A 19897-nucleotide genomic window follows, 5' to 3' on the forward strand; every position below is an offset into this window, starting at 1 on the left:
TTGAGGTGGGTTGATTATGCGGTGGCCTTTGGAGGGGAGGATAAGTGGATTTTCAGCGTTGAATTCGTTGGGGAATGACGACGTGAGCGGTGGGGACAGAGGCTCCCTCTCCCGCTGGGAGAGGGTGCGAGAAGGCGCTCAGCCCGGAGCCCTACAGCCCCGAGCACCCGTGCCCCGGTTCATCAGAACACGCGATGTGGGAAGAGGCCTTGCCAACCGCGCGCCCCGGGCGTGAAATGACCGTATCTGGGGAAACAAGGGCTACGTGGAGATAGCCATGCCCGCCAGCCTGGACGCCCCCAGCCTCAATCCGCGAACCACGAAATCGCGCAAGCGTGGTCGCGCCAAGCACAACGGCCTGCGTTGGGCCGTGATCCTGATGCTGCTGCTGAACATCTTGGTGTGGGGCGGCATGATCGCCCTGACGCGCGGCATGATCGCCCTGGATGATCAGCCCGGTTTGCACCTGTTTCCCTGACGGGCCGCAAGTACGACGATCCGTTCGTCTCGATGTTCGTCAGGATGGGGTGTGGACCTCAGGCGAAACCGCCAGGCCCATGAGCCGCCGTCAGATCGGCATCCGCATGATTTCCTGATAGGCCGAGATCACCTGGTCGCGCACGGCCATCACCGTGTCGAGGCTGGCCTCGGCCGACGAGATGGCGGTGACGACGTCGATCAGTTCTGCCTTGCCGGCCGCCTGCTGGCCGATCTTCATTTCGGCCGCCTTGGTCTGGTGCAGGGTGTCGGTCATGGCCGACTTCAGCAACTCGCCGAAGTCCATGCCCTTCTTGACCTCGCCCGCCCCGCCGAGCGACGGCGTGGCCATCGAACCCTGGGCGGCGTAGGCCTTGGCGGCGGCGAGCGCGGTGATCATCGGCTAGCCCTTACTTGCGCAGGATGTCGAGGGTGCGCGATTCCATGGCGCGCGACGTCTCGATGACATTGAGGTTGGCTTCGTAGGCGCGCTGCGCCTCCTTCATGTCCAGCGCCTCGACCAGGGTGTCGACGTTGGGCAGCTTCATGTAGCCCTGGGCGTCGGCCGCCGGATTGCCGGGCTCGTAGACGGTGCGGAAATCCTTGCGGTCGGGGTCGACGCGAGCCATCGACACCCCCTCGGCGCCGGCCACCGTCATCGGACGGAACACCGGCACCTGGCGGCGGTAGGGGTCGCCGCCCGGCGTGCGGGCGGTGGAATTGGCGTTGGCGATGTTCTCGGCGATCACCCGCATCCGGCCCTGCTGGGCCTTCAGGGCGCTGGCGGCGACCTGCATGGTCGCCATCGACTGGGAGCGGATCTCAGGCATCTAGATCTCCTTAGCCGCCCGGACGGCGCGTGGCCGTCTTCAGCATCTGCATCGATTTCTGGTAGAAGCCGACCGCCGCGTCGTAGTTCATCCGCGCGTCGGTCATCTTCAGCATCTGATCCTCGATCGTCACCGCATTGCCGTCGAGGGTGGTCTCGGTGTCGGCGCCCTCCGGCGAGCGCCAGATGCTGGCCGGCCTGGACGGCGCCATGTGGGCGGCGCTGGTGGCGATCATCTGGACGCCCGAGGTCGCCGTTCCCACCGGTCCGCCGCGATAGGGCTGGCCCGTGGTCTGCGACGCCAGCGACGCCTGGAAGGTGTAGGCCTTCAGGTCGCGCGGCCTGTAATCCGGCGTATCGCCGTTGGCGACGTTCTGCGCGATGACCTTCTGCCGCTCGGACAGATAGCCCATGCGGCTCTTGAGCATCGCGAAGAGGGGAATGTCATCGGGACCCATGCCGTCATGGTGAAGAAACAGGGTTAATCCAGCCTTAAGAACCTTGGGGCACACCAGGGGTGCGGCTCCGCGTCGCGCCCTTTTGCACCGTCAGGCGACATGAACTTCGACTTCGTTGAACTGATCCGCGCCGTCGCCGCCCTGGCCATCACCCTGGGGCTGGTCGGGCTGGCCGGCGTGGCCCTCCGCAAGTTCGGCCCCGACGCCCTTTCGCGCCTGTCGATCCTGCGCAAGGAACGGCGGATGCAGGTGGTCGAGACCCTGGCCCTGGACCCGACGCGTCGCCTGGTGCTGTTCACCCTCGACGGCGAGGAGCGCCTGCTGGTGCTGGGCGACGGCAAGCTGCTGGAATGGGGCCCCAAGCCGGTCGCCGCGCCGCCGGTCTCGCTTTCCAAGATCCCTTCCTCGACGGGGCCCGTGGTCTGATGCGCGGTTTCCTCAAGCTGATCACCGGCGCCGACCCCAAGGACCTGCGCCAGGCGGCGATCATCGCGGTGCTGGCCGGCCTGGTCACGGTGCTAGGCCCGGCGGTGGCCATGGCCCAGTCGGCGATCAATGTCGACCTGGGCACCGGCGCGGGCCTGTCCGAGCGCGTGGTGCAGATGGTCGGCCTGCTGACCGTGCTGAGCCTGGCGCCGTCGATCGTCATCATGACCACCTCGTTCGTGCGGATCGTGGTGGTGCTGGGCCTGCTGCGCACCGCGATCGGCGTGCAGCAGAGCCCCCCCAACCCGGTGATCATCAGCCTGGCCCTGTTCCTGACCGCCATCGTCATGGGTCCGACCTTCGAGAAGTCCTACGACGAGGGCGTCAAGCCGCTGCTCGACAAGCAGATGGAGATGCCCGAGGCGTTCGACGCCGCCGCCCAGCCGGTGAAGATCTTCATGCTGCGGCAGGTGGACCAGGACGACCTGGCGCTGTTCATCCGCCTGTCGAAGATCGAGAAGCCCAAGACCGCCGCCGACACGCCGCTCAAGGTGGTCACCCCGGCCTTCATGATCTCGGAACTGAAGCGCGCCTTCGAGATCGGCTTCCTGCTGTTCATCCCGTTCCTGGTCATCGACCTGGTGGTCGCCAGCGTGCTGATGAGCATGGGCATGATGATGCTGCCGCCGGCCAGCGTCAGCCTGCCGTTCAAGCTGATCTTCTTCGTGCTAGTGGACGGCTGGCGACTCGTCGCCGGCAGCCTGGTCGAGAGCTTCCAGCGCGGCGCCGGCGGCGGTTAAAAACAAGAAGAAGCAGAAGAAGAACGATGGGCGTTTTCGTACTGGGGTCGATCAATCTGGACGCCGTGGCGCGGGTCGATGACCTGCCGCGGCCGGGCGAGACGGTGGCCGGCATTTCGCTGGAGCTGTTCCCCGGCGGCAAGGGCGCCAACCAGGCCGTGGCCGCCGCCCGGATGGGCGCGGCGACCCGGCTGATGGGCGCGGTCGGCAAGGAGGACAGCGGCCCCAGCCTGAAGGCCAAGCTGGCCGGCTACGGGGTGCAGGTCTCCGACGTCATGGAACTGCCGTCGATCCCCACCGGCCAGGCCCATGTCTGGGTGTCCAACAGCGGCGAGAACATGATCGTCGTCACCGGCGGCGCCAACGCCACCCTGACGCCCTCGCACGTGGCCGCCACGGCCCTGGAGGGTCAGCGCGTGCTGCTGTGCCAGCTGGAGACCCCGGCCCCCGCCATCGAGGCCCTGTTCCGGGCCGGGGTGGGCAAGGGCGCCTTGCGCATCCTCAACGCCGCCCCCGCCCTGCCCCAGGGCGCGGCGCTGTTCCCTCTGACCGACATCCTGATCCTCAACCAGACCGAACTGGCCACCTACGCCCGGCTGGACCACGAGCCGTCGCGGCTGGAAGAGGTGTCGCGGGTCGCCCGCAAGCTGATGAGCCGCCCCGACCAGACGGTGATCGTCACCCTCGGCTCGGCCGGCGTGGCCACCGTGCGGCGCGACGAGGCCTTCCTGGTCGAGGGCCGCAAGGTCAAGGCCGTCGACACCACCGGGGCCGGCGACTGCTTCTGCGGCGCCCTGGCCGCCTGCCTGGCGGTCAACATGGACCTGCGCGAGGCCGTCGAGCAGGCCAACGCCGCCGCCGCCCTGTCGGTGCAGAAGGCCGGCGCCGCGCCGTCGATGCCCAGCCGCCGCGAGGTCGAGGCGTTCCTGGCGGGGTAGCCGGAAAGCTCGCCTACAGGCGACCAAGTCGTCGCCTCCAAGCTTCGCATTACAAAATCTTCAGTTGTCGCGGTTCGCGCTCGAAGCCATGGCTGCTTCCTTCAGGGGGAAAGTGATGCGCGTCGTGTTTCTGCTTTTGGCGCTGCTCGGCGCGCCGTCCGCATCCCTCGCGGAATCGAACTTCACCCGCATCAATCCGCCGGGCCCATACGCCGTCGGCCTGCGCATCGTCGAGCAATACGACTACGCGCGCGGCTATCGGGGGACGACCGACACCCTGACCGGCAAGCCGGTGGCTGGCGAACGGGCGCGGCCGATCCAAACCCTGGTCTGGTACCCGGCGACCAACAGCTCCGGCCGCGGCACGACGGTCAGCGACTATGTGAAGCTCGGCGCCACCGCCGACGATTTCGGGCCCGCGCCCGCCGAACGCGCCGGGCTGGAGGACAACTTCGTCCGCACCAGGGTCGCCACGTTGTCGTCGGAGCGGGCCAAGGCCGAGCTGGCCGCGCCGATGCTCGCCCGTCGCGACGCCGGGGCGGCGTCCGGCAAGTTCCCGGTCGTGATCTACGCGCCGAGCTTCAATGCCGAGGCCTACGAGAACGCCGACCTCTGCGAGTACCTGGCCAGCCAGGGCTATGTGGTCATCGCCAGCCCCAGCTTCGGCCACGCCTCGCGCGGCATGACAACCGACCTTGAGGGCGTTGAGACCCAGGTCGGCGACATCGAGTTCCTGATCGGCTACGCCCACGGCCTGCCGCAGGCCGACACGAGCCGCCTGGCCGTGGCGGGCTACAGCTGGGGCGGACTGGCCAATGTCATGGCCGCCGCCAAGGACAGCCGGATCGACGCCCTGGTCGCGCTGGACGGCTCGGTGCGGTACTGGCCCGAGACCATCAAGCAGTCGCTGTTCCTGACCCCGGCCCGGGTCACCGCGCCGATGCTGTACGTCGCGGCCAGGCCCAAGCCCATCGAAGAGGTGTCTTCGGACCTGAACAGCGACAGCAGCTTCCTCAACAAGATGAAGTACGCCGACCTCTACCGGGTCACCATGGCCCCGTACGTCCATGCCGACTTCTCGGTGATGTTCAGCCAACGACTGGCCGCCGACGGCGAGCATGGCGACTACGACAAGGACGAACTGTCGGTCGCCAACAGCTGGGTGGAGACCTATGTCCGCCGCTTCCTGGACGCCTATCTCAAGGGCGACGCCACCGGCCGCGCCTTCCTCGACACCCCAGCCGCCAAGAACGGCGCGCCGCGTCACCTGCTGACCCTCGACGTCACCAAGGCCCAAGGCGCGCCGCCGACCCGCGCGGCCTTCGCCGCCGAACTGAACCGCGTCGGCTTCGACAAGGCCTTGGCGACCTATCAGGCGTTCAGGGAGCGCGACGCCGACTTCGCGATCGATGAGCCGGGGCTGAACCGCTGGGGCTACCAGCTCCTGGGCGGCGGCGACACCCGCGCGGCCGTGGCGATCCTGAAGCTGAACCAGGAACTCCACACGGACAGCTGGAACGCCTTCGACAGTCTCGGCGAGGCCTACGCCGCCCATGGCGACAAGGCGCTCGCGATCGCGGCCTATCGCCAGTCGCTGGTCCTGAACCCCAAGAACACCAACGGTGTCGCGCAGCTGAAGGCGCTCGGCGCCGCGCCCTAGCCGCTGGTCTTGGGTTCAGGCGGATATCCGGATTGGGTTGAAACCTGTCATCGGCGCCCCTGCGACGGACAGAGGGGTTCCGGCCACAAGGGCGGGAATGGCGGCTGAAATAGGATCAGGCCGCGCGGATGCCGCTGTGCTGGCCGGATTCCTGCGAGCCGACCACCGCGTCGTAGCCGAGGATCATATCGACGTCGCGGCCGTTGCTGGCCAGCGGCAGGCGCAGCCACAGGATCGACATGTGCGGCGAGCCCTTCCAGGCCAGGCTGTGCACGCCGACGCCGGGACGGCGCTCGTTGACGACCTTGTCCAGCTGCTCGCGCCAGTATTCGACGGCGGCGCTATTGTAGACGTCGTTCAGGGTCTTGCCGGTGATCTCCCGGCCGTAGACCGAGTAGAGGCCGGTGCCGGCCAGCCGCAGGCGGTAGTCCACAGCCCCGTCAAGGTCGCGCTTGACGTCGATCAGGCTGACGGTGGGCAGCATGCGCTTGATGCCCGCGGGATGCAGGTCAACGCGCGCGGGGAGGCTAGCCCCCCGACGGAGGGACGCCCAGTAGGCGAACATCTCCTGGTGAGCGCGGGCCGCCGTGGCGGATGCGCTCAGCTGCGCGTTCATCTTCAGATTCCTTAACAAGCCGTTGGAATCACGACGATTCACTATGTCTTAAGGACCGAATCGCCGCCAGCGAAAATCGCGACCTACGGCAAAGATTCCCTCGAAGAGTCAATCCGCAAGGCAAACGCCCGGCTCCCGCGAGGGATGCCGGGCGTGGCTGGAATTTGCGCGGAAACGGCGCAAGCGCTTGTTTGAATTAACGTTAATGAACGCTCAGACTCAGCTTGAGCGTATCCTAGCGCCCCTTGCGAACCGGTTTGCGGCCGCCCTGCCCCAGGCCCATCTGCTTGGCCAGATCCGACCGCGCCTTGGCGTAATTGGGCGCCACCATGGGATAGTCCTTCGAAAGGTCCCACTTGGCCCGATACTGTTCGGGGCTCAAATCGTACTTGGTCCGCAGGTGCCGCTTCAGCGACTTGAACTTCCGGCCGTCCTCGAGACAGACCAGATAGTCCGGCGTGATCGAACGCCGGACGGACACCGCCGGCTCCCTGCTGACCGCCGACATCTCGGCCTCGCCCCCGACGCCGGCCAGCGCCTCGTGCACGCAGCGGATCAGTCCCGGCACGTCCGACGCGGCGATAGGGTTGCCCCCGACATAGGCGGCGACCAGGCTCGCCGTGATCTCGATGAGTTCGGACTGTTCGTCCATGTGTATCCGTGCTCCCCCGACTCCCTTGGTCCTGATGGATCCAATTGAGTTTTGGATAACAGATTATGATCTTCCGGCAACATAGACGCGAGGTCGTCCAGGGTAGATGTCGGCAGGTCGACAGACCTTGCTCGCCACCTGCACATCCTTCAGTTGAACTAAACTCTTCATTTCTGGGCGACAGTAGTCGCTGAATGCGTTCGACGGTCGCGGCGGACTAGCGTCCGAAATCTCGCGAGAGCGCCAACATGGCCGCGCGCTGCGGCACCGAATACTCGTCGACGGCGCCCTCGTCGCCCTCGCGGATGGCCTTGAGCAGGGCCGGGGTCATGGCCGACGACAGCGACCAGTTCCAATAGCGCAGCACGGTCTGGGCGCGGTCCACGGCCACCGTGTCGAACGCCGCCAGCACGCGTTCGAGGCCCGGCGTCGGCGCCCCGGCCGAGTCGGTTTCCGGCCGGCGCAACCCGCGCCACAGGGCCCGCACGGCGCCGCGCGGCAGGCCGGTGGCCTTGCACAGGATGGCCAGCGGCTCGCCGCCGGGGTCGGTGAAGATCTTGGCGCCGGTCATCGGCTTGAGGCCCGACAGGTACGAGATCTCCTCGGCGATCTCGCGGGTCATGCCGTTCTGGGCGGCGGAGACGGCGGCTTCCAGGCTGTCGTAGGGACTCTTGGCGATCGCGGCGCGATTTCGCTGACGCCGTTCAATGAATTGCAGGGCCTTGCGCGACAACGGGTCCTGCCAGCCTTCCGCCGACGCCAACGGGAAGACGTCGCCGACCGCATCCTGCAGGATCTCGCGCGACACGGCGAAGCGTTGCAGAATCGTCCGGCGCGCGTCGGCGTCCGACCACCAGAACATCACATAGGCGTGGCTGGGCCGCAGTTCCGGGCGCTTGAGCAGCAAGGCGATCAGGTTCGGGTTGTCGCGGGTCGCCGCGACGATGTTCTCCAGCCCCTGGTGGCTGAAGCGCACCAGCTCGTTCTTCAGCAGGATCTCGGTGACGGCCGTTTCGTCCATGTCGACCAGGGCGTCGGCCACCACCTCGCTGACCCCGCGCCGCTGGGCGATCAGCCGGCGATGGTCGTGGCCGGCGTTGTAGAGGCAGTTGATCAGGTCGGCGTCGCTGAGGTTGGGCGAGTTCTCGAGCAGGGCGCGGGCCACCGGCAGTTCGTCGCGCAGCAGCAGGCGGACCAGCACGCCGGGCATCTCGGTCAGGTTGGCCAGGCGCCGGGCCACCTTCTCGCGTTCGCCCACGACGGCGTCGCGCAGCATCTCGACCAGCAGGTCGGCGGTCACCGAGCGCTCGAAGGCGTTGATGCGGCTGGCCGGCAGGCACAGCACGTCGGCCAGCCGCTTGAGCAAGGCGGCGCGCGAGCGGTGCGCGACGACCGGCTCGGGCTCGGGACTGTCGAAGGGCGTGGCGTGATCGTTCATGGTCGTCCTGACGGAAAACCGCCGTGCTCAAGTCTAGACCAGAGCGTCCTTAACGTCGGATGAGCGGCCGGCACGATCGCCTCCTGGCCCGGACGATGCGGGAGGGGCCGCCTGGCTCCGTCACACCTAGAATTCGCGCCATTCGCCGGGTCGCGACCGCGGCTCGATCTTGAGCGCGTTGGCGCCCTGCACATAGCGTTCGCGGAAGGCTTCCCGGCGCGGCGCGGCGGGAGCCTCGCGGCGCTCGCGATCCTGGCGCGGGCGGTATTCATGGACCTCGGCGCCCACCTGGAAGCGGCCGATCAGGCGCTCCAGCTCGGCGGCCTCGGAGGCCAGGGCGTGGCTGGCGGCGGTCGATTGTTCGACCATGGCGGCGTTCTGCTGGGTGACCTGGTCCATCTGGTTGACCGCGACATTGACCTCGGCCAGGCCGACGGCCTGTTCCTTGGACGAGGCGGCGATCTCGCCGACCAGGTCGTTGATCTCGTCCACCTGGGCCAGGATCTGGTCCAGGGTCTGGCCGGTCTCGCCGACCAGCTTGACGCCCTTGCCGACCTGTTCGCTGGAGGCGCGGATCAGGCTCTTGATCTCCTTGGCCGCCTCGGCCGAGCGCTGGGCCAGGGCCCGCACCTCCTGCGCCACCACCGCGAAGCCGCGACCGGCGTCGCCGGCCCGGGCGGCTTCCACCCCGGCGTTCAGGGCCAGCAGGTTGGTCTGGAAGGCGATCTCGTCGATGACGCCGATGATCTGGGTGATCGACTGAGACGACTTCTCGATGCCGCCCATCGCCTCGACGGCCTCGCGCACCACCTTGCCGCTGCGTTCGGCGTTGGCCTTGGTGCTCTGGGTCACGCCGCGCGCCTTCTCGGCGCTGTCGGAACTGCGGCGGACGGTGGCGGTGATCTGGTCGAGGGCGGCGGCGGTCTGCTCCAGGCCCGCGGCCTGGCGTTCCGTGCGCCGCGACAGGTCGTCGGCGGCGGTCGAGATCTCTCCGCAGCCGCTACGGATGCTGCGGGCGGCGCCCAGGATGCCGGCCATGGTCTGCTGCAGGCTTTCCACGGCGGCGTTGAAGTCGCGCGGCGCCTTGCGGGCTTCGCCGTCGAAGCCGTCCTCGCGCATCCGCCAGATCAGGTCGCCGTCGGCCAGCTTCTCCATGCCCTCGCCGAGGGTCGCCACGGCGGCGGCCTGGGTCCGGGCGAAGGCCGCGACCTCGTCGGCCCGGCGCTGGCGCTCGGCCTCGGCGACGGTGCGTTCGGCCTCCTGCTCGGCGCGCTGGCGCGCGCTCCTGGCCAGGTCATGGCGGAAACCGTCCAGGGCGCGGGCCACCGCCCCGATCTCGTGATCATCGGCCCCGTCGACCGGCTGCTCGTAGCGCCCGGCGCCAAGCCCTTCCACCGACCGGGTCAAGCCGGCCATGGCCCGCCGCGACGCCGCGCTCCAGGCCAGGATCAGCAAGGCGAGGGTCCCGACCAGCGTCGCCAGTCCGGCCACGACGAACGACGAGGCCAGGCCGGCGCCCGCGGCGAGCGCCCAGCCGATCTGACCCAGCCCCGCCAGCAGCCCCATCACGACGATCAGCTTCCAGCCCAAGGACAGCCGATTGAACCCGTTCATCCCGAATCTCCGCCCCTTCGAGGGGATGCTCCAGCAATGGCGGCTGATTCCTAATGGCGCATTAACCATGACGCCGCTGCGACGTTCTGGCCGTGCTTGACGATCGTTTGCGCTCAATATAACCATTAGGTTATGGAACTGATGAGTTATGATATTGCGCCGCCCGGACGCCTCGACGCGACCTTCGCGGCCCTGGCCGATCCGACCCGGCGCGCCATCCTGGCGCGGCTGGCCGCCGGCGAGGCGTCGGTCGGCGAACTGGCCGCGCCGTTCGCCATGAGCCAGCCGGCGATCTCCAAGCACCTGAAGGTGCTGGAGAAGGCCGGGCTGGTGTCGCGCGGCCGTGACGCCCAGCGGCGGCCGGTGCGGGTGGAGGCCGCGCCCCTGGCCGAGGCCAACGCCTGGCTGGACGCCTATCGCAAGACGCTGGAGGCCAACTTCCGGCGCCTCGACGCCCTGCTCGAAGACCTGAAGACCGAAGGGCGCTGAACGCCCACAACCCGAGGAGACGACCCATGGCCCACGAGACACTGACCGTCGAAACCCGAGGCGACCGCGACGTGGTGTTCACCCGCGCCTTCACCGCCTCGCGCGACCTGGTGTTCGACTGCATGACCAAGCCCGAACTGGTGCGGCGCTGGCTGCTGGGCCCGCCCGGCTGGACCATGCCGGTGTGCGAGATCGACCTGCGGGTCGGCGGCAAGTACCGCTATGTCTGGCGCAACGAGGACGGCCGCGACATGGGTATGGGCGGCGTCTATCGCGAGATCGTCGCGCCGGAACGGATCGTCGCGGTCGAACTGTTCGACGAAGACTGGACCGGCGGCGAAACCCTGGTCACCCTGGAGCTGTCCGAGGTCGGCGGCCGCACGACCCTGACCACCACGGTCGTCTACGCCAACGAGGCGGCGCGCAAGGGCGCCCTGATCACCGGCATGGCCGACGGCATGGAGATGGGCTACGCGCGCCTCGACGAACTGCTGGTCACGGTCTGACCGGCGGTGGGGACGGCGTCGCTGGATCGGGTCTCGGACGCCATGGCCGCCTTGCGAGCGGCGGCCACCGACCACGACCTGGCCAATCTCGCCCGGTTCGGCATCGACGCGCCCAGCGGCCTGGGCGTGTCGATGGCCAACCTGCAGACGATCGCCAAGCGCCTGGGCCGCGATCACGATCTGGCCGCCGCCCTGTGGGCGACCGGCCAGTACGAAGCCCGGATGCTGGCCAGCCTGATCGACGATCCGGCCCAGGTGACGCCCGGGCAGATGGACGCCTGGCGGGCCGGGTTCGACAACTGGGCGATCGTCGACACCGTCTGCTTCAAGCTGTTCGACCAGTCGCCGCACGCCTTCGCCAAGGTCGGTGAATGGGCGGCCCTGAACGACGCGTTCGGTCGGCGCGCGGCCTTCGCCCTGCTGGCCTGCCTGGCGTTGCACGGCGCCAAGAATCCAAACGGGGGCGACAACGACCAGCCGTTCCTGGACGGCCTGGTCCTGATCGAGCGCGCCGCCGGCGATGACCGCAACTTCGTCAAGAAGAGCCTCAGCTGGGCGCTGCGGGCGATCGGCGGCAAGAAGAGCCCGACGCTCAAGGCCGCCGCCCTGGAGACCGCCCGCCGCCTGGCCGCCTCGCCCGACGCCGCGCCGCGCTGGGTGGGCAAGGATGCGCTGCGGGCCCTGAACAAGCCGGCCAAGGGCGGAAGCAGAAAAGACTGACCAACCCTGTCGGATTTGGACCGCCCCGAACGTCCTTTGTTCAACCGCCGTGAAGGAGAGACCCGATGAGTGACCTGGCTTTGAGCACGAAGTCCCCTCGCCGTCTCGGCCGCAGCGTAGTGGCGGTGGTCGCCGGCTTCGCGACGGTCGTCGTGCTGTCGATCGCCACCGACGCCGTGTTGCACGCGCTGAAGGTCTATCCGCCGCCCGAACAGGGCCTGCACGATCCGTTGCTGAACCTGCTGGCCCTGGCCTATCGCGGCGTGTTCACGGTGGCGGGGGGCTGGGTCACCGCCCGGCTCGCGCCGAGCGCGCCGCTGCGTCACGCCTTCATCCTGGGCGTGCTGGGCCTGGTCGCGGGCACGGCCGGGGCAGTCGCCAGCTGGAACCTGAACCTCGGCCCGCACTGGTATCCGATCGCCCTGGCGGCCAGCGGCCTGCCGCTGTGCTGGCTGGGCGGCGTGCTGGCGACCAAGGGACGAGCGGCATGAGACTGCCTCGAAGTGGCTGGTCGATCGCCCTGGAGGCGGTGCGCGAGCGTCGCGGACACCCGCCCGCGCCCGTGTCGTCGCCGATCGGCGCATCGTCGCGCCAGGAGGCGGGCCCCCCTCCCCGGCGCGGCGGCGATCCAGGGACAGGCCGGACTAGCGGCTGATCCCGACCGTCGACGCCCGCCGCAACAACAGGCGGTCCCAGTCGCCGCCCTCCGTCGCCCAGGCCTGGTCGTTCAGTTTCTTGAAGACCAACACGCCACGGCGCGTGGCGTCGGCCATCACGATCTCGCCGCCGGGACCGATCCGCCAGGCGTAGAGGTCGTCCCAGTGCGGGACCGCGCCCTTGCAGCGCTTGGGCGCGACCAGCTGGTAGCCGCCGATCACCCCCGCCGCGTTGAACCGCACGGTGCAGGTCGATGCGCCCTCGCCGTCCTTGCCCACCACCCACGACCCGACGAAGGCCTTGGGCCCCTTCGGCATCGCGTCCCCGGGCGGAGTCTTGGTCTTGCGCGTTTTGGCCATCTGGCCGGTCAGGTCGGCGGCCCCGGCATAGGGCGAGGGCTTGGCCGCGCCGACCACGGCCGGGGCGTTCTGGGCGTGAGCCGAGACAGCAACGGCCGTCGCCAAGGCGGCCAGCAGCGCGATCCTACGCATGGATTTCCCTCTGTTCGACCAGAGCGGATCACGACGGGCGGTGCGCGTCCAGCGTGAGGGTTCAGGCGCGCTCGACCAGCACCCCGGGCCGGCTGGCGTCCAGTCCGAAGGTCACCGGCAGGTGGCGCACGTGCGGGGTCTGCAGGTTCAGCGCCTTGGCCCCGCGCGCCACGGCCAGCTTGCCCAGGGCCGTGGGGCCAAAGCCGTTCTGGACCTTGGGCCGCGCGCCCAGCCGCCGGCGCAGCACGCCGTTGGCGTAGATGACATTGGCCCGCATCAGGGCCGGCGGGGTCATGAATTCGATCGAGATCGAGACATTGAGCATCGGGCCGTTCTCGATCCGGTGCGGGGCGTTCTGCTTCCAGGTGACCATGGTCCCCGGCGTCAGGTCATAGGCCTGGGCGCCGTCGTCCCAGCTGGGTTCGAAGGCGAACTGCTCGGCCGTCTCGCGCAGGACGATCTTCTCCAGCGCCAGTTCGCCGACATAGGGGTCGGCGACCGGATAGACCCAGACCTTCTTGCGGCCGCGCACCTGCCACAGCGACACCAGCGGCACGTCCAGATGGTAGAACACCTGGGCGTTGGCGCTGCTGATCAGCATGCCCAGGTCGCGCTTGAAGGTGCGCAGGCCGGGCACCTGGGCCTCCTTCTCGGCGAAGATCTCGTCGCAGAGGGCGGCGTATTCCGGCACGAAATCGTTGGCGCGGCGCAGGTTGAGCCAAATCCTTCCGCTCTGGGCGGCCTCCAGCAGCTGGTCGCCGGTCAGGTTCCCCGCCGCGCCCTTGCGCCAGGTGGTCCAGGCCTTGGGGTCCTCGCCCATGGTGAAGACGCCCAGCTGGTCGCGCGGATATTGGTCGAGCAGGCGCGCCAGGCCCTCGTCGTCGAACATCGGCCGCTCGTGCAGGCCGTGCTGGAAGGTCAGGTTCTCGGCGCCGAAGGCCTTGGCCTTGTCGGCGGTCCAGTCGCTGATGATGCTCACGAGGCGGTCCTCCCATAGAACTGGATCTTGAACGGGCCCCACCACAGGGTCTTGCCCAGGCCCCGGGCGGCGCGGTCGAGCCATTCGGCCCGGTCGCCGGCCCGGGTCAGCCATTTGAAGCCGGCCACCGCCCCGAACAGCGCGGCCTGCACGACGCCGACCGCCATCCAGCGGGCGACGCCCAGGCGGTCGGGCGGGCTGGCGGCGGCGCAATGGGCCGACGGGCCCTGGCCGTAGGCGAAGGCGCGGCGGATGGTGTAGTCCAGGGTCAGGCGGTCGGGCACCGGGTCTTCCCAGACCCAGGCCGCCGGCTCCCAGGCGAAGCGCGCCCCGCCGGCCCGCATGTGGCCGAACAGCATGTCGTCCTCGCCGCCGATATGGTTGCGCTCGACCGCGAAGGGCGCGACCGGGTCGGGCAAGGCGGCGCGGCGCAGCAGGCTGTCGCCGCAGCCGTAATAGTGGTCGATGACCCCCGCCTGCGCCTGGCCCTGGCGAGAGAAGAACCGCTCCAGATAGTCGCGATGCGCGGCGACGCCGGCCGGCGCCCGGGCGCGGACCGGACCGAAGACCACGTCGGCGTCGTAGCGGACCTGGGCGGCCAGCAGCGCCGCCAGCCAGCCGGTCGGCGCCTCCTCGTCGTCGTCCAGGAAGGCGATCAGTTCGCCGCCGGCCCTGGCCATGCCGGCGTTGCGGGCGTTGGCCACGCCGGGGCGCGGTTCGTGGACATAGTGGACGGGAAACGGGGCCTCGGTCGCCAGGGCGGCGGCCGTGGCCTGGGCGGAGGGCGACTGGTCATTGTCGGCGATCACCAGCTCCAGTTCGGCGACATCGACGCCGACCTGGGCGAACACCGAGCGGGCCGCGACGGCCAGGCCGTCGAGGCGCCGCTGGGTTGGGATCATGACCGTGACGCGCATCCGAGCTCCATCCTTTTTCGGAGTCTTATCCGGTTCGTCTTTGCGCTTGGTTAGCGACGGCGTGGACCAGGCCCCGCACCCGCCCGCCCATGGTGAGCTCGACGCTGGCGATGGCTTCCATGCGCCGTCGCAGCTTGCCGACCGGGCCCGCGCCGCCGCCGCCGGCCAGGGCCCAGACCCCGTCCAGCGAGCTGGCCATGCGACCGGCCATGCCCGAGGCCGTCGCCACGCCGTCGCCGATCTGGATCTGGCTCAGCGCGTAGGCGCCCTTGTAGTGGTCGTGGCCGGGGCCGAGGTCGTAGCGCTCCAGGCCCAGGCCCGGCATGGCGGCGATGGCCCGCATGAAGAAGATCTGCCCCGGCGACCATTCGGCGTAGGCCGGGTTGGTCGAGGCGATCCACGGGTGGTAGACGCCGTTCAGCCGCACGCCGAAGTGGCCGCTGACCAGTTGGCCGCCGGCATAGAGGTTGATCATCAGGCCCTGGAACGGGCCGTCCTGCTTCTGGAACAGGTCCAGCATCAGGCCGCGCGTCCAGTCGGGGCCCAGGAAGTCGTGAACGCCGGTGCGTTCCAGCTGCTCGCGCTTCCAGGCGATCAACTGGTCGAAGGCTTCGCGCGAGCGGTCGGGGCCGACCAGTTCGATGGTCCCCATCTCGCGCTCGAGCTTGTTGTCCAGCCGGCGCCAGTTCTTGATCTTCTTGGGACTGGCGGCCCGAACGGCCTCCAGATAGGTCTCGGCGTCGGTATTGGCCAGGCCGATGACGTGGGCCGTCTTGAGTTCGGCCTGGCCGAACACGCCATGGGGGTCGATCAGGCCGGTGTAGCGAAACGAGGTCAGGTTGGCGGCCCGCAGCACCTCGGCCCCGTTCAGGTCGGCGTCCGGCCCGGAGACCAGGCCGTGATAGTCCGACAGCGGCGAGCCGATCGGCCGGGCCAGATGACCGGGACGGCGGTGATGCGGCAGGAAGCCCAGGACCTCGCCATGGCGGCGGATCACCGCCACGCGCGTGTCGTCGCGCACCGCGCCGACCGCCCGGGCGAAGTCCGGCCCCATCAGCGGACTGCTGAAGGCCGGTTCGGCCGTCGCCATGTCTCGCCAAATCCGCCGCTCGGCGGCGGACAGCTCGCGCGGGTGAAGGGTCTCGATATCCAGCATCGCCATGTGTCCTAATCCGACCCGGTTAGGGGAATGATGGGACCGGGACTGCAACCGACGGGCCACTTTGTGTGGACCGGATTACAAGGCGTTATGCGAACGTCGCCTTGAGGATGGTCTCCAGACCTTCCTGATCGACCGCGTCGAAGGCGGCGGGCTTGTCGGAATCAACGTCGAACACCGCCAGCAGCGCGCCGGCGGCGTCGAACACCGGCACGACGATCTCGCTGGCCGAGCGGCTGTCGCAGGCGATGTGGCCCGCGAAGGCGTGGACGTCCTCGACCAGCTGGGTCTGGCCGGTGGCCGCCGCCGTCCCACAGACGCCGCGGCCATAGGCGATCCGCAGGCAGCCCAGCGTGCCTTGATAGGGCCCGACCACCAGTTCGCGGTCCCTGGTCGGATCGACCACGTAGAAGCCGGTCCAGAAATAGTGGTCGAAGCTGCTGGCCAGCATCGAGGCCACGGTCGCCATCCGGGCGGTGAGGTTGTCCTCGCCGTCCAGCACCGAGGCGATCTCCTGCGCCACCTCGGCGTAGCGGGCGGACTTGTCGGCGGTCAGGGTCTTGTCATTGAAAGCTTCGGCCATGGCGGGGGATATAGCGCGTCCGGCGGCGGATGCGAGGGGGCGCCGATCGGGGACGCCTTCTCGGAGCGGAAGTTCGGAACTAAGGACCCCTCCCTCTCTCTTTGAGAGAGGGAGGGGGCCCGCCGCGAAGCGGTGGGAGGGTGAGAGGTTTCACCGCCAACCGGAAAACCCCGATTCCTTCGGTTAAGCGGTCCCTAGGAAGCGAACCAAGCTGTCCCCATGGATGCGACCGCCAATGCCCGCCTCCTTCTGAAGGGGCCCAAAGAAAGAGTTCTGAGCAATGCAGGCGGGTTCGCCGACGGCCGCCCTTTCGTGCTCCGTTCGGACAGGGTGTAACCTCTCACCCTCCCACCGCCTTTGGCGGCGGGCCCCTCCCTCTCTCCAAGAGAGAGGGTTCAAGGCCGCGACCCTACTTGAACGGATGCTCACCCCATTCGGGCCAGATGTCGGGCAGGTCGGCCGAGACCTTGTCGGGATAGGCCGGCTGGCGCTTTTCGAGGAACGAGCTGACCCCCTCCTTGGCGTCGCCGGCCGCGCCGCGCGACTGGATGGCCCGGCTGTCGGCCTTGTGAGCCTCCATCGGGTGGTCGGCGCCGGCCATCCGCCACAGCAGCTGGCGGGTCAGGGCCACCGAGACCGGGGCGGTGTTGTCGGCGATCTCGCGGGCCAGGGCGCGGGCGGCGGGCAGCAGGTCCTGCGGCGCGTGCAGCGACCGAACCAGGCCGCGGTCAAGGGCTTCCTGGGCGCCGAACACCCGGCCGGTGTAGCACCACTCCAGCGCCGTCTGCAGGCCGACCAGCCGCGGCAGGAACCAGGACGAGCAGGCCTCGGGCGTGATGCCGCGCCGCGCGAACACGAAGCCGAACTTGGCCTCGGTCGAGGCCATGCGGATGTCCATCGGCAGCTGCATGGTCACGCCGACCCCCACCGCCGCGCCGTTGATGGCCCCGATGATCGGCTTGAGGCTGTCGTACATCCGCAGGGTCACGCGGCCGCCGCCGTCGCGGTAGATGTCACCGACCTTGCCTTCCTCGCGCTCGATGGCCTGGGGGCTGGTGCGGTCGAAGGTGGCGCCGCCGGCCGACAAGTCCGCCCCGGCGCAGAACGCCCGGCCGGCCCCGGTGATGATCACCGCCTTCACCGCGTCGTCACCGTCGGTGACGTCGAACACCGCGATCATCTCCTTCATCATCCTGGCGGTGAAGGCGTTGAGCTTTTCGGGCCGGTTGAGGGTGATGGTCGCGATCCCGTCCTCGACGGCATAGAGCAGGGTCTCGAACGTGGGCGCGGTCATGGGGTTACCTCCGGATTTGACCCCACTCAAACACGCGTATGAAAGACGGGCAACCGCCCTCCTCCATCCTTACCTCACGACACCCTTGGACATCGGCCAAGACCCTGCGCATTGTAGGTGAACACCGATCATGCGGAAACACGCGGACGGACAAGGGAGAAGCCGATGACGTCGATCATCGAGGCCGACTACATCGTGGTGGGCGCCGGCTCGGCCGGTTGCGTGCTGGCGGCGCGGTTGTCGGAGAACGGCCGGCACAGGGTGTTGCTGCTGGAGGCCGGCGGCGACGACCGCCCCACCAAGAACCCCTCGCAGTTCTTGTCCAACCTGATGATCCACATCCCGGTCGGCTATGCGACGACCCTGAAGGACCCCAAGGTCAACTGGCTGTACGCCACCGAACCCGACCCCGGCACCGGCGGCCGCCAACACGTCTGGCCGCGCGGCAAGGTGCTGGGCGGCTCGTCCTCGATCAACGCCATGCTCTATGTGCGCGGCCAGCGGGCCGACTACGACGGCTGGCGGCAGATGGGCAATTCCGGCTGGGGCTGGGACGACGTGCTGCCGTTCTTCCGCAAGTCCGAGAACCAGGAGCGCGGGGCCTGCGACCTGCACGCCACGGGCGGCCCGCTCAACGTCGCCGACATGCGCGACGGCCACGCCATTTCCGAACTGCTGATCGAGGCCTGCCACGAGGCCGGCATCCCGCGCACCGTCGACCTGAACGGCGAGGAGCAGGAAGGCGCGACCTGGTTCCAGGTCACCCAGAAGAACGGCGCCCGCTGCTCGGCGGCGGTGGCCTATCTGCATCCGGCCATGAACCGCTCCAACCTGCGGGTCGAGACCAACGCCCTGGCCAGCCGGGTGCTGTTCGAGGGCAAGCGGGCCGTGGGCGTCGAGTTCACCCAGAACGGCGTCACCCGCACCGCCAGGGCCCGGGCCGAGGTGATCCTGGCCGGCGGGGCGGTCAATTCGCCCCAGCTGCTGCAACTGTCCGGCGTCGGCCCCGGCGCGCTGCTGGCCGAGCATGGCGTCGCCGTGGTCCACGACCTGCCGGGCGTCGGCGAGAACCTGCAGGACCACTACGTCACCGGGGCCCGCTTCCGCCTGAAGGCGGGGACCGTCTCGGTCAACGAGCAGAGCAAGGGCGCGCGGCTGGCCGGCGAGGCGCTGAAGTACCTGTTCACCCGCAAGGGCCTGCTGACCCTGTCCGCGGCCCACGTGGCGGCCTTCTGCAAGTCGCGGCCCGACCTGGCCAGCCCCGACCTGCAGTTCCACATCCTGCCGGCCACCATGGACCTGGAAAAGCTGTTCAATGACCAGAAGATGGAGCTGGAGAGCGCGCCGGGCCTGACCATCGCCCCGTGCCAACTGCGGCCCGAGAGCCGCGGGCACATCCGCATCAAGTCGGCCGATCCGACGGCCCACCCGGCGATCTTCGCCAACTACCTGGCCGATCCGCTGGACCAGGAGGTGACGGTGGCCGGCCTGCGCTGGGCCCGCAAGATCGCCGCCCAGCCGGCCATCGCCCCGCTGATCGACCATGAAATGAACCCAGGGCCGGGCTTCGAGACCGACGAGATGCTGCTGGCCTACGCCCGCGCCTCGGGCTCGACGATCTATCACCCGGTCGGCACCTGCCAGATGGGGTCGGGGCCGATGGCGGTGGTCGACGACCGGCTGCGGGTGCGCGGCGTCACCGGCCTGCGGGTCATCGACGCCTCGATCATGCCGCGCCTGGTCTCGGGCAACACCAACGCCCCGACCATCATGATCGGCGAGAAGGGCGCGGCGATGATCCTGCAGGACGCCGCCGCGACGGTGGCCGCCTGATGGTCCTAGGCGCGCGCGTCGATGAGGTCGGTTCGGGAAAAGTCCTCGCCGACGAACAACAGCGGCGCGCCTCGGGTCTTGGCCAAGGCGTAGGTGAAGGTGTCGCCAAAGTTCAGTTGCGCCGGATGCCCAGAGCCCTTGCCGTAGGCGATGCGGGCGCGAACTGCTTCGCGACCCTGAACTTCATCGACGGAAACCAGCGAAACCCCGAGCTGTTCGAGGAGTCCGTCGAGCGCCTCCGGCGAAATGCCCCGCGCCCAAAGCACGGTGGCGGCCTCAACATAGCTGGCCATCGACATTTCCCGGATGGTCGCCGAGCCCATCCTGGCGACCAAGGCGGGTGCGGCGGCCTCACCAGCCA

Annotated in this window: 23 protein-coding genes and 1 pseudogene; 10 read left to right on the forward strand and 14 right to left on the reverse strand. The window is 68.9% G+C overall.

Annotated elements, in window-relative coordinates:
- Positions 1-277 precede the first annotated feature (277 nt).
- Positions 278-478: a hypothetical protein gene (locus tag PMI01_RS19120; protein WP_007672716.1), complete on the forward strand. Its 201-nt coding sequence runs from the start codon at positions 278-280 to the stop codon at positions 476-478.
- Between the two features lie 90 nt (positions 479-568).
- Here the strand turns inward: PMI01_RS19120 and fliE are convergent, their stop codons facing one another.
- The 3 genes from fliE to flgB are packed head-to-tail and all read right to left on the reverse strand — an operon-like array spanning position 569 to position 1764.
- Entirely contained in the window at positions 569-877 is a 309-nt protein-coding gene (gene fliE / locus PMI01_RS19125; protein WP_007672718.1) for a flagellar hook-basal body complex protein FliE, read from the reverse strand.
- 10 nt (positions 878-887) lie between these two features.
- Entirely contained in the window at positions 888-1307 is a 420-nt protein-coding gene (gene flgC / locus PMI01_RS19130; RefSeq protein WP_007672720.1) for a flagellar basal body rod protein FlgC, read from the reverse strand.
- Positions 1308-1317: 10 nt separating this feature from the next.
- Positions 1318-1764: a flagellar basal body rod protein FlgB gene (gene flgB, locus PMI01_RS19135; protein ID WP_007672721.1), complete on the reverse strand. Its 447-nt coding sequence runs from the start codon at positions 1762-1764 to the stop codon at positions 1318-1320.
- Between the two features lie 99 nt (positions 1765-1863).
- Here flgB and PMI01_RS19140 point away from each other — a divergent pair, with 99 nt between their 5' ends.
- The 4 genes from PMI01_RS19140 (at position 1864) to PMI01_RS19155 (ending at position 5588) form a co-directional block, all read left to right on the forward strand.
- Entirely contained in the window at positions 1864-2190 is a 327-nt protein-coding gene (locus PMI01_RS19140) for a flagellar biosynthetic protein FliO (RefSeq protein WP_007672722.1), read from the forward strand.
- On the forward strand, positions 2190-2990 hold the full coding sequence (gene fliP / locus PMI01_RS19145; RefSeq protein WP_007672726.1) for a flagellar type III secretion system pore protein FliP: 801 nt from the start codon (positions 2190-2192) through the stop codon (positions 2988-2990). The genes PMI01_RS19140 and fliP overlap by 1 nt, the downstream gene beginning before the upstream one ends.
- Before the next feature lie 26 nt (positions 2991-3016).
- Entirely contained in the window at positions 3017-3928 is a 912-nt protein-coding gene (locus tag PMI01_RS19150; protein WP_007672728.1) for a ribokinase, read from the forward strand.
- A gap of 115 nt (positions 3929-4043) precedes the next feature.
- Complete coding sequence (locus tag PMI01_RS19155) at positions 4044-5588, forward strand: CocE/NonD family hydrolase (RefSeq protein WP_007672730.1); 1545 nt, start codon at positions 4044-4046, stop codon at positions 5586-5588.
- 115 nt (positions 5589-5703) lie between these two features.
- Here the strand turns inward: PMI01_RS19155 and PMI01_RS19160 are convergent, their stop codons facing one another.
- The 4 genes and pseudogenes from PMI01_RS19160 to PMI01_RS19175 form a co-directional block, all read right to left on the reverse strand.
- A complete protein-coding gene (locus PMI01_RS19160; RefSeq protein WP_085954891.1) occupies positions 5704-6210 on the reverse strand; it encodes a motility/cell cycle regulatory protein MopJ in 507 nt (168 codons plus the stop codon).
- Between the two features lie 229 nt (positions 6211-6439).
- On the reverse strand, positions 6440-6856 hold the full coding sequence (locus PMI01_RS19165; protein ID WP_007672738.1) for a MucR family transcriptional regulator: 417 nt from the start codon (positions 6854-6856) through the stop codon (positions 6440-6442).
- A gap of 217 nt (positions 6857-7073) precedes the next feature.
- Entirely contained in the window at positions 7074-8294 is a 1221-nt protein-coding gene (locus tag PMI01_RS19170; protein WP_007672740.1) for a DUF2336 domain-containing protein, read from the reverse strand.
- A 126-nt stretch (positions 8295-8420) separates the two neighbouring features.
- Positions 8421-9755 (reverse strand): annotated as a pseudogene (locus PMI01_RS19175) (methyl-accepting chemotaxis protein); the annotation flags it as partial.
- Positions 9756-10049: 294 nt separating this feature from the next.
- Here PMI01_RS19175 and PMI01_RS19180 point away from each other — a divergent pair.
- From PMI01_RS19180 to PMI01_RS19195, 4 genes are all read left to right on the forward strand, one after another.
- Positions 10050-10397 carry an ArsR/SmtB family transcription factor gene (locus PMI01_RS19180; RefSeq protein ID WP_007672746.1) on the forward strand — a complete coding sequence of 116 codons (348 nt, stop codon included), beginning with the start codon at positions 10050-10052 and terminating at the stop codon, positions 10395-10397.
- A 26-nt stretch (positions 10398-10423) separates the two neighbouring features.
- On the forward strand, positions 10424-10903 hold the full coding sequence (locus PMI01_RS19185) for an SRPBCC family protein (RefSeq protein ID WP_007672752.1): 480 nt from the start codon (positions 10424-10426) through the stop codon (positions 10901-10903).
- A 42-nt stretch (positions 10904-10945) separates the two neighbouring features.
- Positions 10946-11623: a DNA alkylation repair protein gene (locus PMI01_RS19190; RefSeq protein WP_007672753.1), complete on the forward strand. Its 678-nt coding sequence runs from the start codon at positions 10946-10948 to the stop codon at positions 11621-11623.
- Between the two features lie 65 nt (positions 11624-11688).
- Positions 11689-12114, forward strand: coding sequence for a hypothetical protein (locus PMI01_RS19195; protein WP_007672754.1), 426 nt, complete (start codon positions 11689-11691; stop codon positions 12112-12114).
- Between the two features lie 153 nt (positions 12115-12267).
- On the opposite strand, the gene PMI01_RS19200 is transcribed toward PMI01_RS19195, so the two are convergent.
- The 6 genes from PMI01_RS19200 to PMI01_RS19225 form a co-directional block, all read right to left on the reverse strand.
- Positions 12268-12771: an AprI/Inh family metalloprotease inhibitor gene (locus PMI01_RS19200; protein WP_007672757.1), complete on the reverse strand. Its 504-nt coding sequence runs from the start codon at positions 12769-12771 to the stop codon at positions 12268-12270.
- Between the two features lie 61 nt (positions 12772-12832).
- The gene (locus PMI01_RS19205; protein ID WP_162136405.1) at positions 12833-13864 is read right to left on the reverse strand and encodes a hypothetical protein; all 1032 of its coding nucleotides are present in this window, start codon (positions 13862-13864) and stop codon (positions 12833-12835) included.
- Positions 13747-14667 (reverse strand): glycosyltransferase family 2 protein, encoded by a 921-nt coding sequence (locus PMI01_RS19210; protein ID WP_007672762.1) that lies wholly within the window; start codon positions 14665-14667, stop codon positions 13747-13749. Before PMI01_RS19210 ends, PMI01_RS19205 begins: the two co-directional genes overlap by 118 nt.
- A 25-nt stretch (positions 14668-14692) precedes the next feature.
- Positions 14693-15823 carry a GNAT family N-acetyltransferase gene (locus PMI01_RS19215; protein WP_007672763.1) on the reverse strand — a complete coding sequence of 377 codons (1131 nt, stop codon included), beginning with the start codon at positions 15821-15823 and terminating at the stop codon, positions 14693-14695.
- Between the two features lie 91 nt (positions 15824-15914).
- Positions 15915-16409, reverse strand: a complete 495-nt coding sequence (locus PMI01_RS19220; protein ID WP_007672764.1) for a GAF domain-containing protein — start codon at positions 16407-16409, stop codon at positions 15915-15917.
- Between the two features lie 409 nt (positions 16410-16818).
- On the reverse strand, positions 16819-17703 hold the full coding sequence (locus tag PMI01_RS19225; protein WP_007672765.1) for a crotonase/enoyl-CoA hydratase family protein: 885 nt from the start codon (positions 17701-17703) through the stop codon (positions 16819-16821).
- A 165-nt stretch (positions 17704-17868) separates the two neighbouring features.
- Here PMI01_RS19225 and PMI01_RS19230 point away from each other — a divergent pair, with 165 nt between their 5' ends.
- Complete coding sequence (locus PMI01_RS19230; protein ID WP_007672766.1) at positions 17869-19536, forward strand: GMC family oxidoreductase; 1668 nt, start codon at positions 17869-17871, stop codon at positions 19534-19536.
- 5 nt (positions 19537-19541) lie between these two features.
- Here PMI01_RS19230 and PMI01_RS19235 read toward each other — a convergent pair.
- Positions 19542-19897, reverse strand: a 356-nt coding sequence (locus tag PMI01_RS19235; protein ID WP_007672768.1) for a type II toxin-antitoxin system VapC family toxin, incomplete at its 5' end; no start/stop codon positions are given.

The organism is Caulobacter sp. AP07 (assembly GCF_000281955.1).
Lineage (GTDB): Bacteria > Pseudomonadota > Alphaproteobacteria > Caulobacterales > Caulobacteraceae > Caulobacter.

Bases quoted from the DNA above. Each gene is read 5' to 3' on its own strand.
- fliP (WP_007672726.1), top strand. From the start codon at position 2,190: ATGCGCGGTTTCCTCAAGCTGATCACCGGCGCCGACCCCAAGGACCTG.
- PMI01_RS19230 (WP_007672766.1), top strand. From the start codon at position 17,869: ATGACGTCGATCATCGAGGCCGACTACATCGTGGTGGGCGCCGGCTCG.
- PMI01_RS19120 (WP_007672716.1), top strand. From the start codon at position 278: ATGCCCGCCAGCCTGGACGCCCCCAGCCTCAATCCGCGAACCACGAAA.
- PMI01_RS19165 (WP_007672738.1), bottom strand. From the start codon at position 6,856: ATGGACGAACAGTCCGAACTCATCGAGATCACGGCGAGCCTGGTCGCC.
- PMI01_RS19150 (WP_007672728.1), top strand. From the start codon at position 3,017: ATGGGCGTTTTCGTACTGGGGTCGATCAATCTGGACGCCGTGGCGCGG.
- PMI01_RS19225 (WP_007672765.1), bottom strand. From the start codon at position 17,703: ATGACCGCGCCCACGTTCGAGACCCTGCTCTATGCCGTCGAGGACGGG.
- PMI01_RS19200 (WP_007672757.1), bottom strand. From the start codon at position 12,771: ATGCGTAGGATCGCGCTGCTGGCCGCCTTGGCGACGGCCGTTGCTGTC.
- PMI01_RS19210 (WP_007672762.1), bottom strand. From the start codon at position 14,667: ATGCGCGTCACGGTCATGATCCCAACCCAGCGGCGCCTCGACGGCCTG.
- PMI01_RS19170 (WP_007672740.1), bottom strand. From the start codon at position 8,294: ATGAACGATCACGCCACGCCCTTCGACAGTCCCGAGCCCGAGCCGGTC.
- PMI01_RS19215 (WP_007672763.1), bottom strand. From the start codon at position 15,823: ATGCTGGATATCGAGACCCTTCACCCGCGCGAGCTGTCCGCCGCCGAG.
- PMI01_RS19190 (WP_007672753.1), top strand. From the start codon at position 10,946: ATGGCCGCCTTGCGAGCGGCGGCCACCGACCACGACCTGGCCAATCTC.
- PMI01_RS19195 (WP_007672754.1), top strand. From the start codon at position 11,689: ATGAGTGACCTGGCTTTGAGCACGAAGTCCCCTCGCCGTCTCGGCCGC.
- PMI01_RS19140 (WP_007672722.1), top strand. From the start codon at position 1,864: ATGAACTTCGACTTCGTTGAACTGATCCGCGCCGTCGCCGCCCTGGCC.
- flgC (WP_007672720.1), bottom strand. From the start codon at position 1,307: ATGCCTGAGATCCGCTCCCAGTCGATGGCGACCATGCAGGTCGCCGCC.
- fliE (WP_007672718.1), bottom strand. From the start codon at position 877: ATGATCACCGCGCTCGCCGCCGCCAAGGCCTACGCCGCCCAGGGTTCG.
- PMI01_RS19155 (WP_007672730.1), top strand. From the start codon at position 4,044: ATGCGCGTCGTGTTTCTGCTTTTGGCGCTGCTCGGCGCGCCGTCCGCA.
- PMI01_RS19220 (WP_007672764.1), bottom strand. From the start codon at position 16,409: ATGGCCGAAGCTTTCAATGACAAGACCCTGACCGCCGACAAGTCCGCC.
- flgB (WP_007672721.1), bottom strand. From the start codon at position 1,764: ATGGGTCCCGATGACATTCCCCTCTTCGCGATGCTCAAGAGCCGCATG.
- PMI01_RS19180 (WP_007672746.1), top strand. From the start codon at position 10,050: ATGAGTTATGATATTGCGCCGCCCGGACGCCTCGACGCGACCTTCGCG.
- PMI01_RS19205 (WP_162136405.1), bottom strand. From the start codon at position 13,864: ATGGCTGACCCGGGCCGGCGACCGGGCCGAATGGCTCGACCGCGCCGC.
- PMI01_RS19185 (WP_007672752.1), top strand. From the start codon at position 10,424: ATGGCCCACGAGACACTGACCGTCGAAACCCGAGGCGACCGCGACGTG.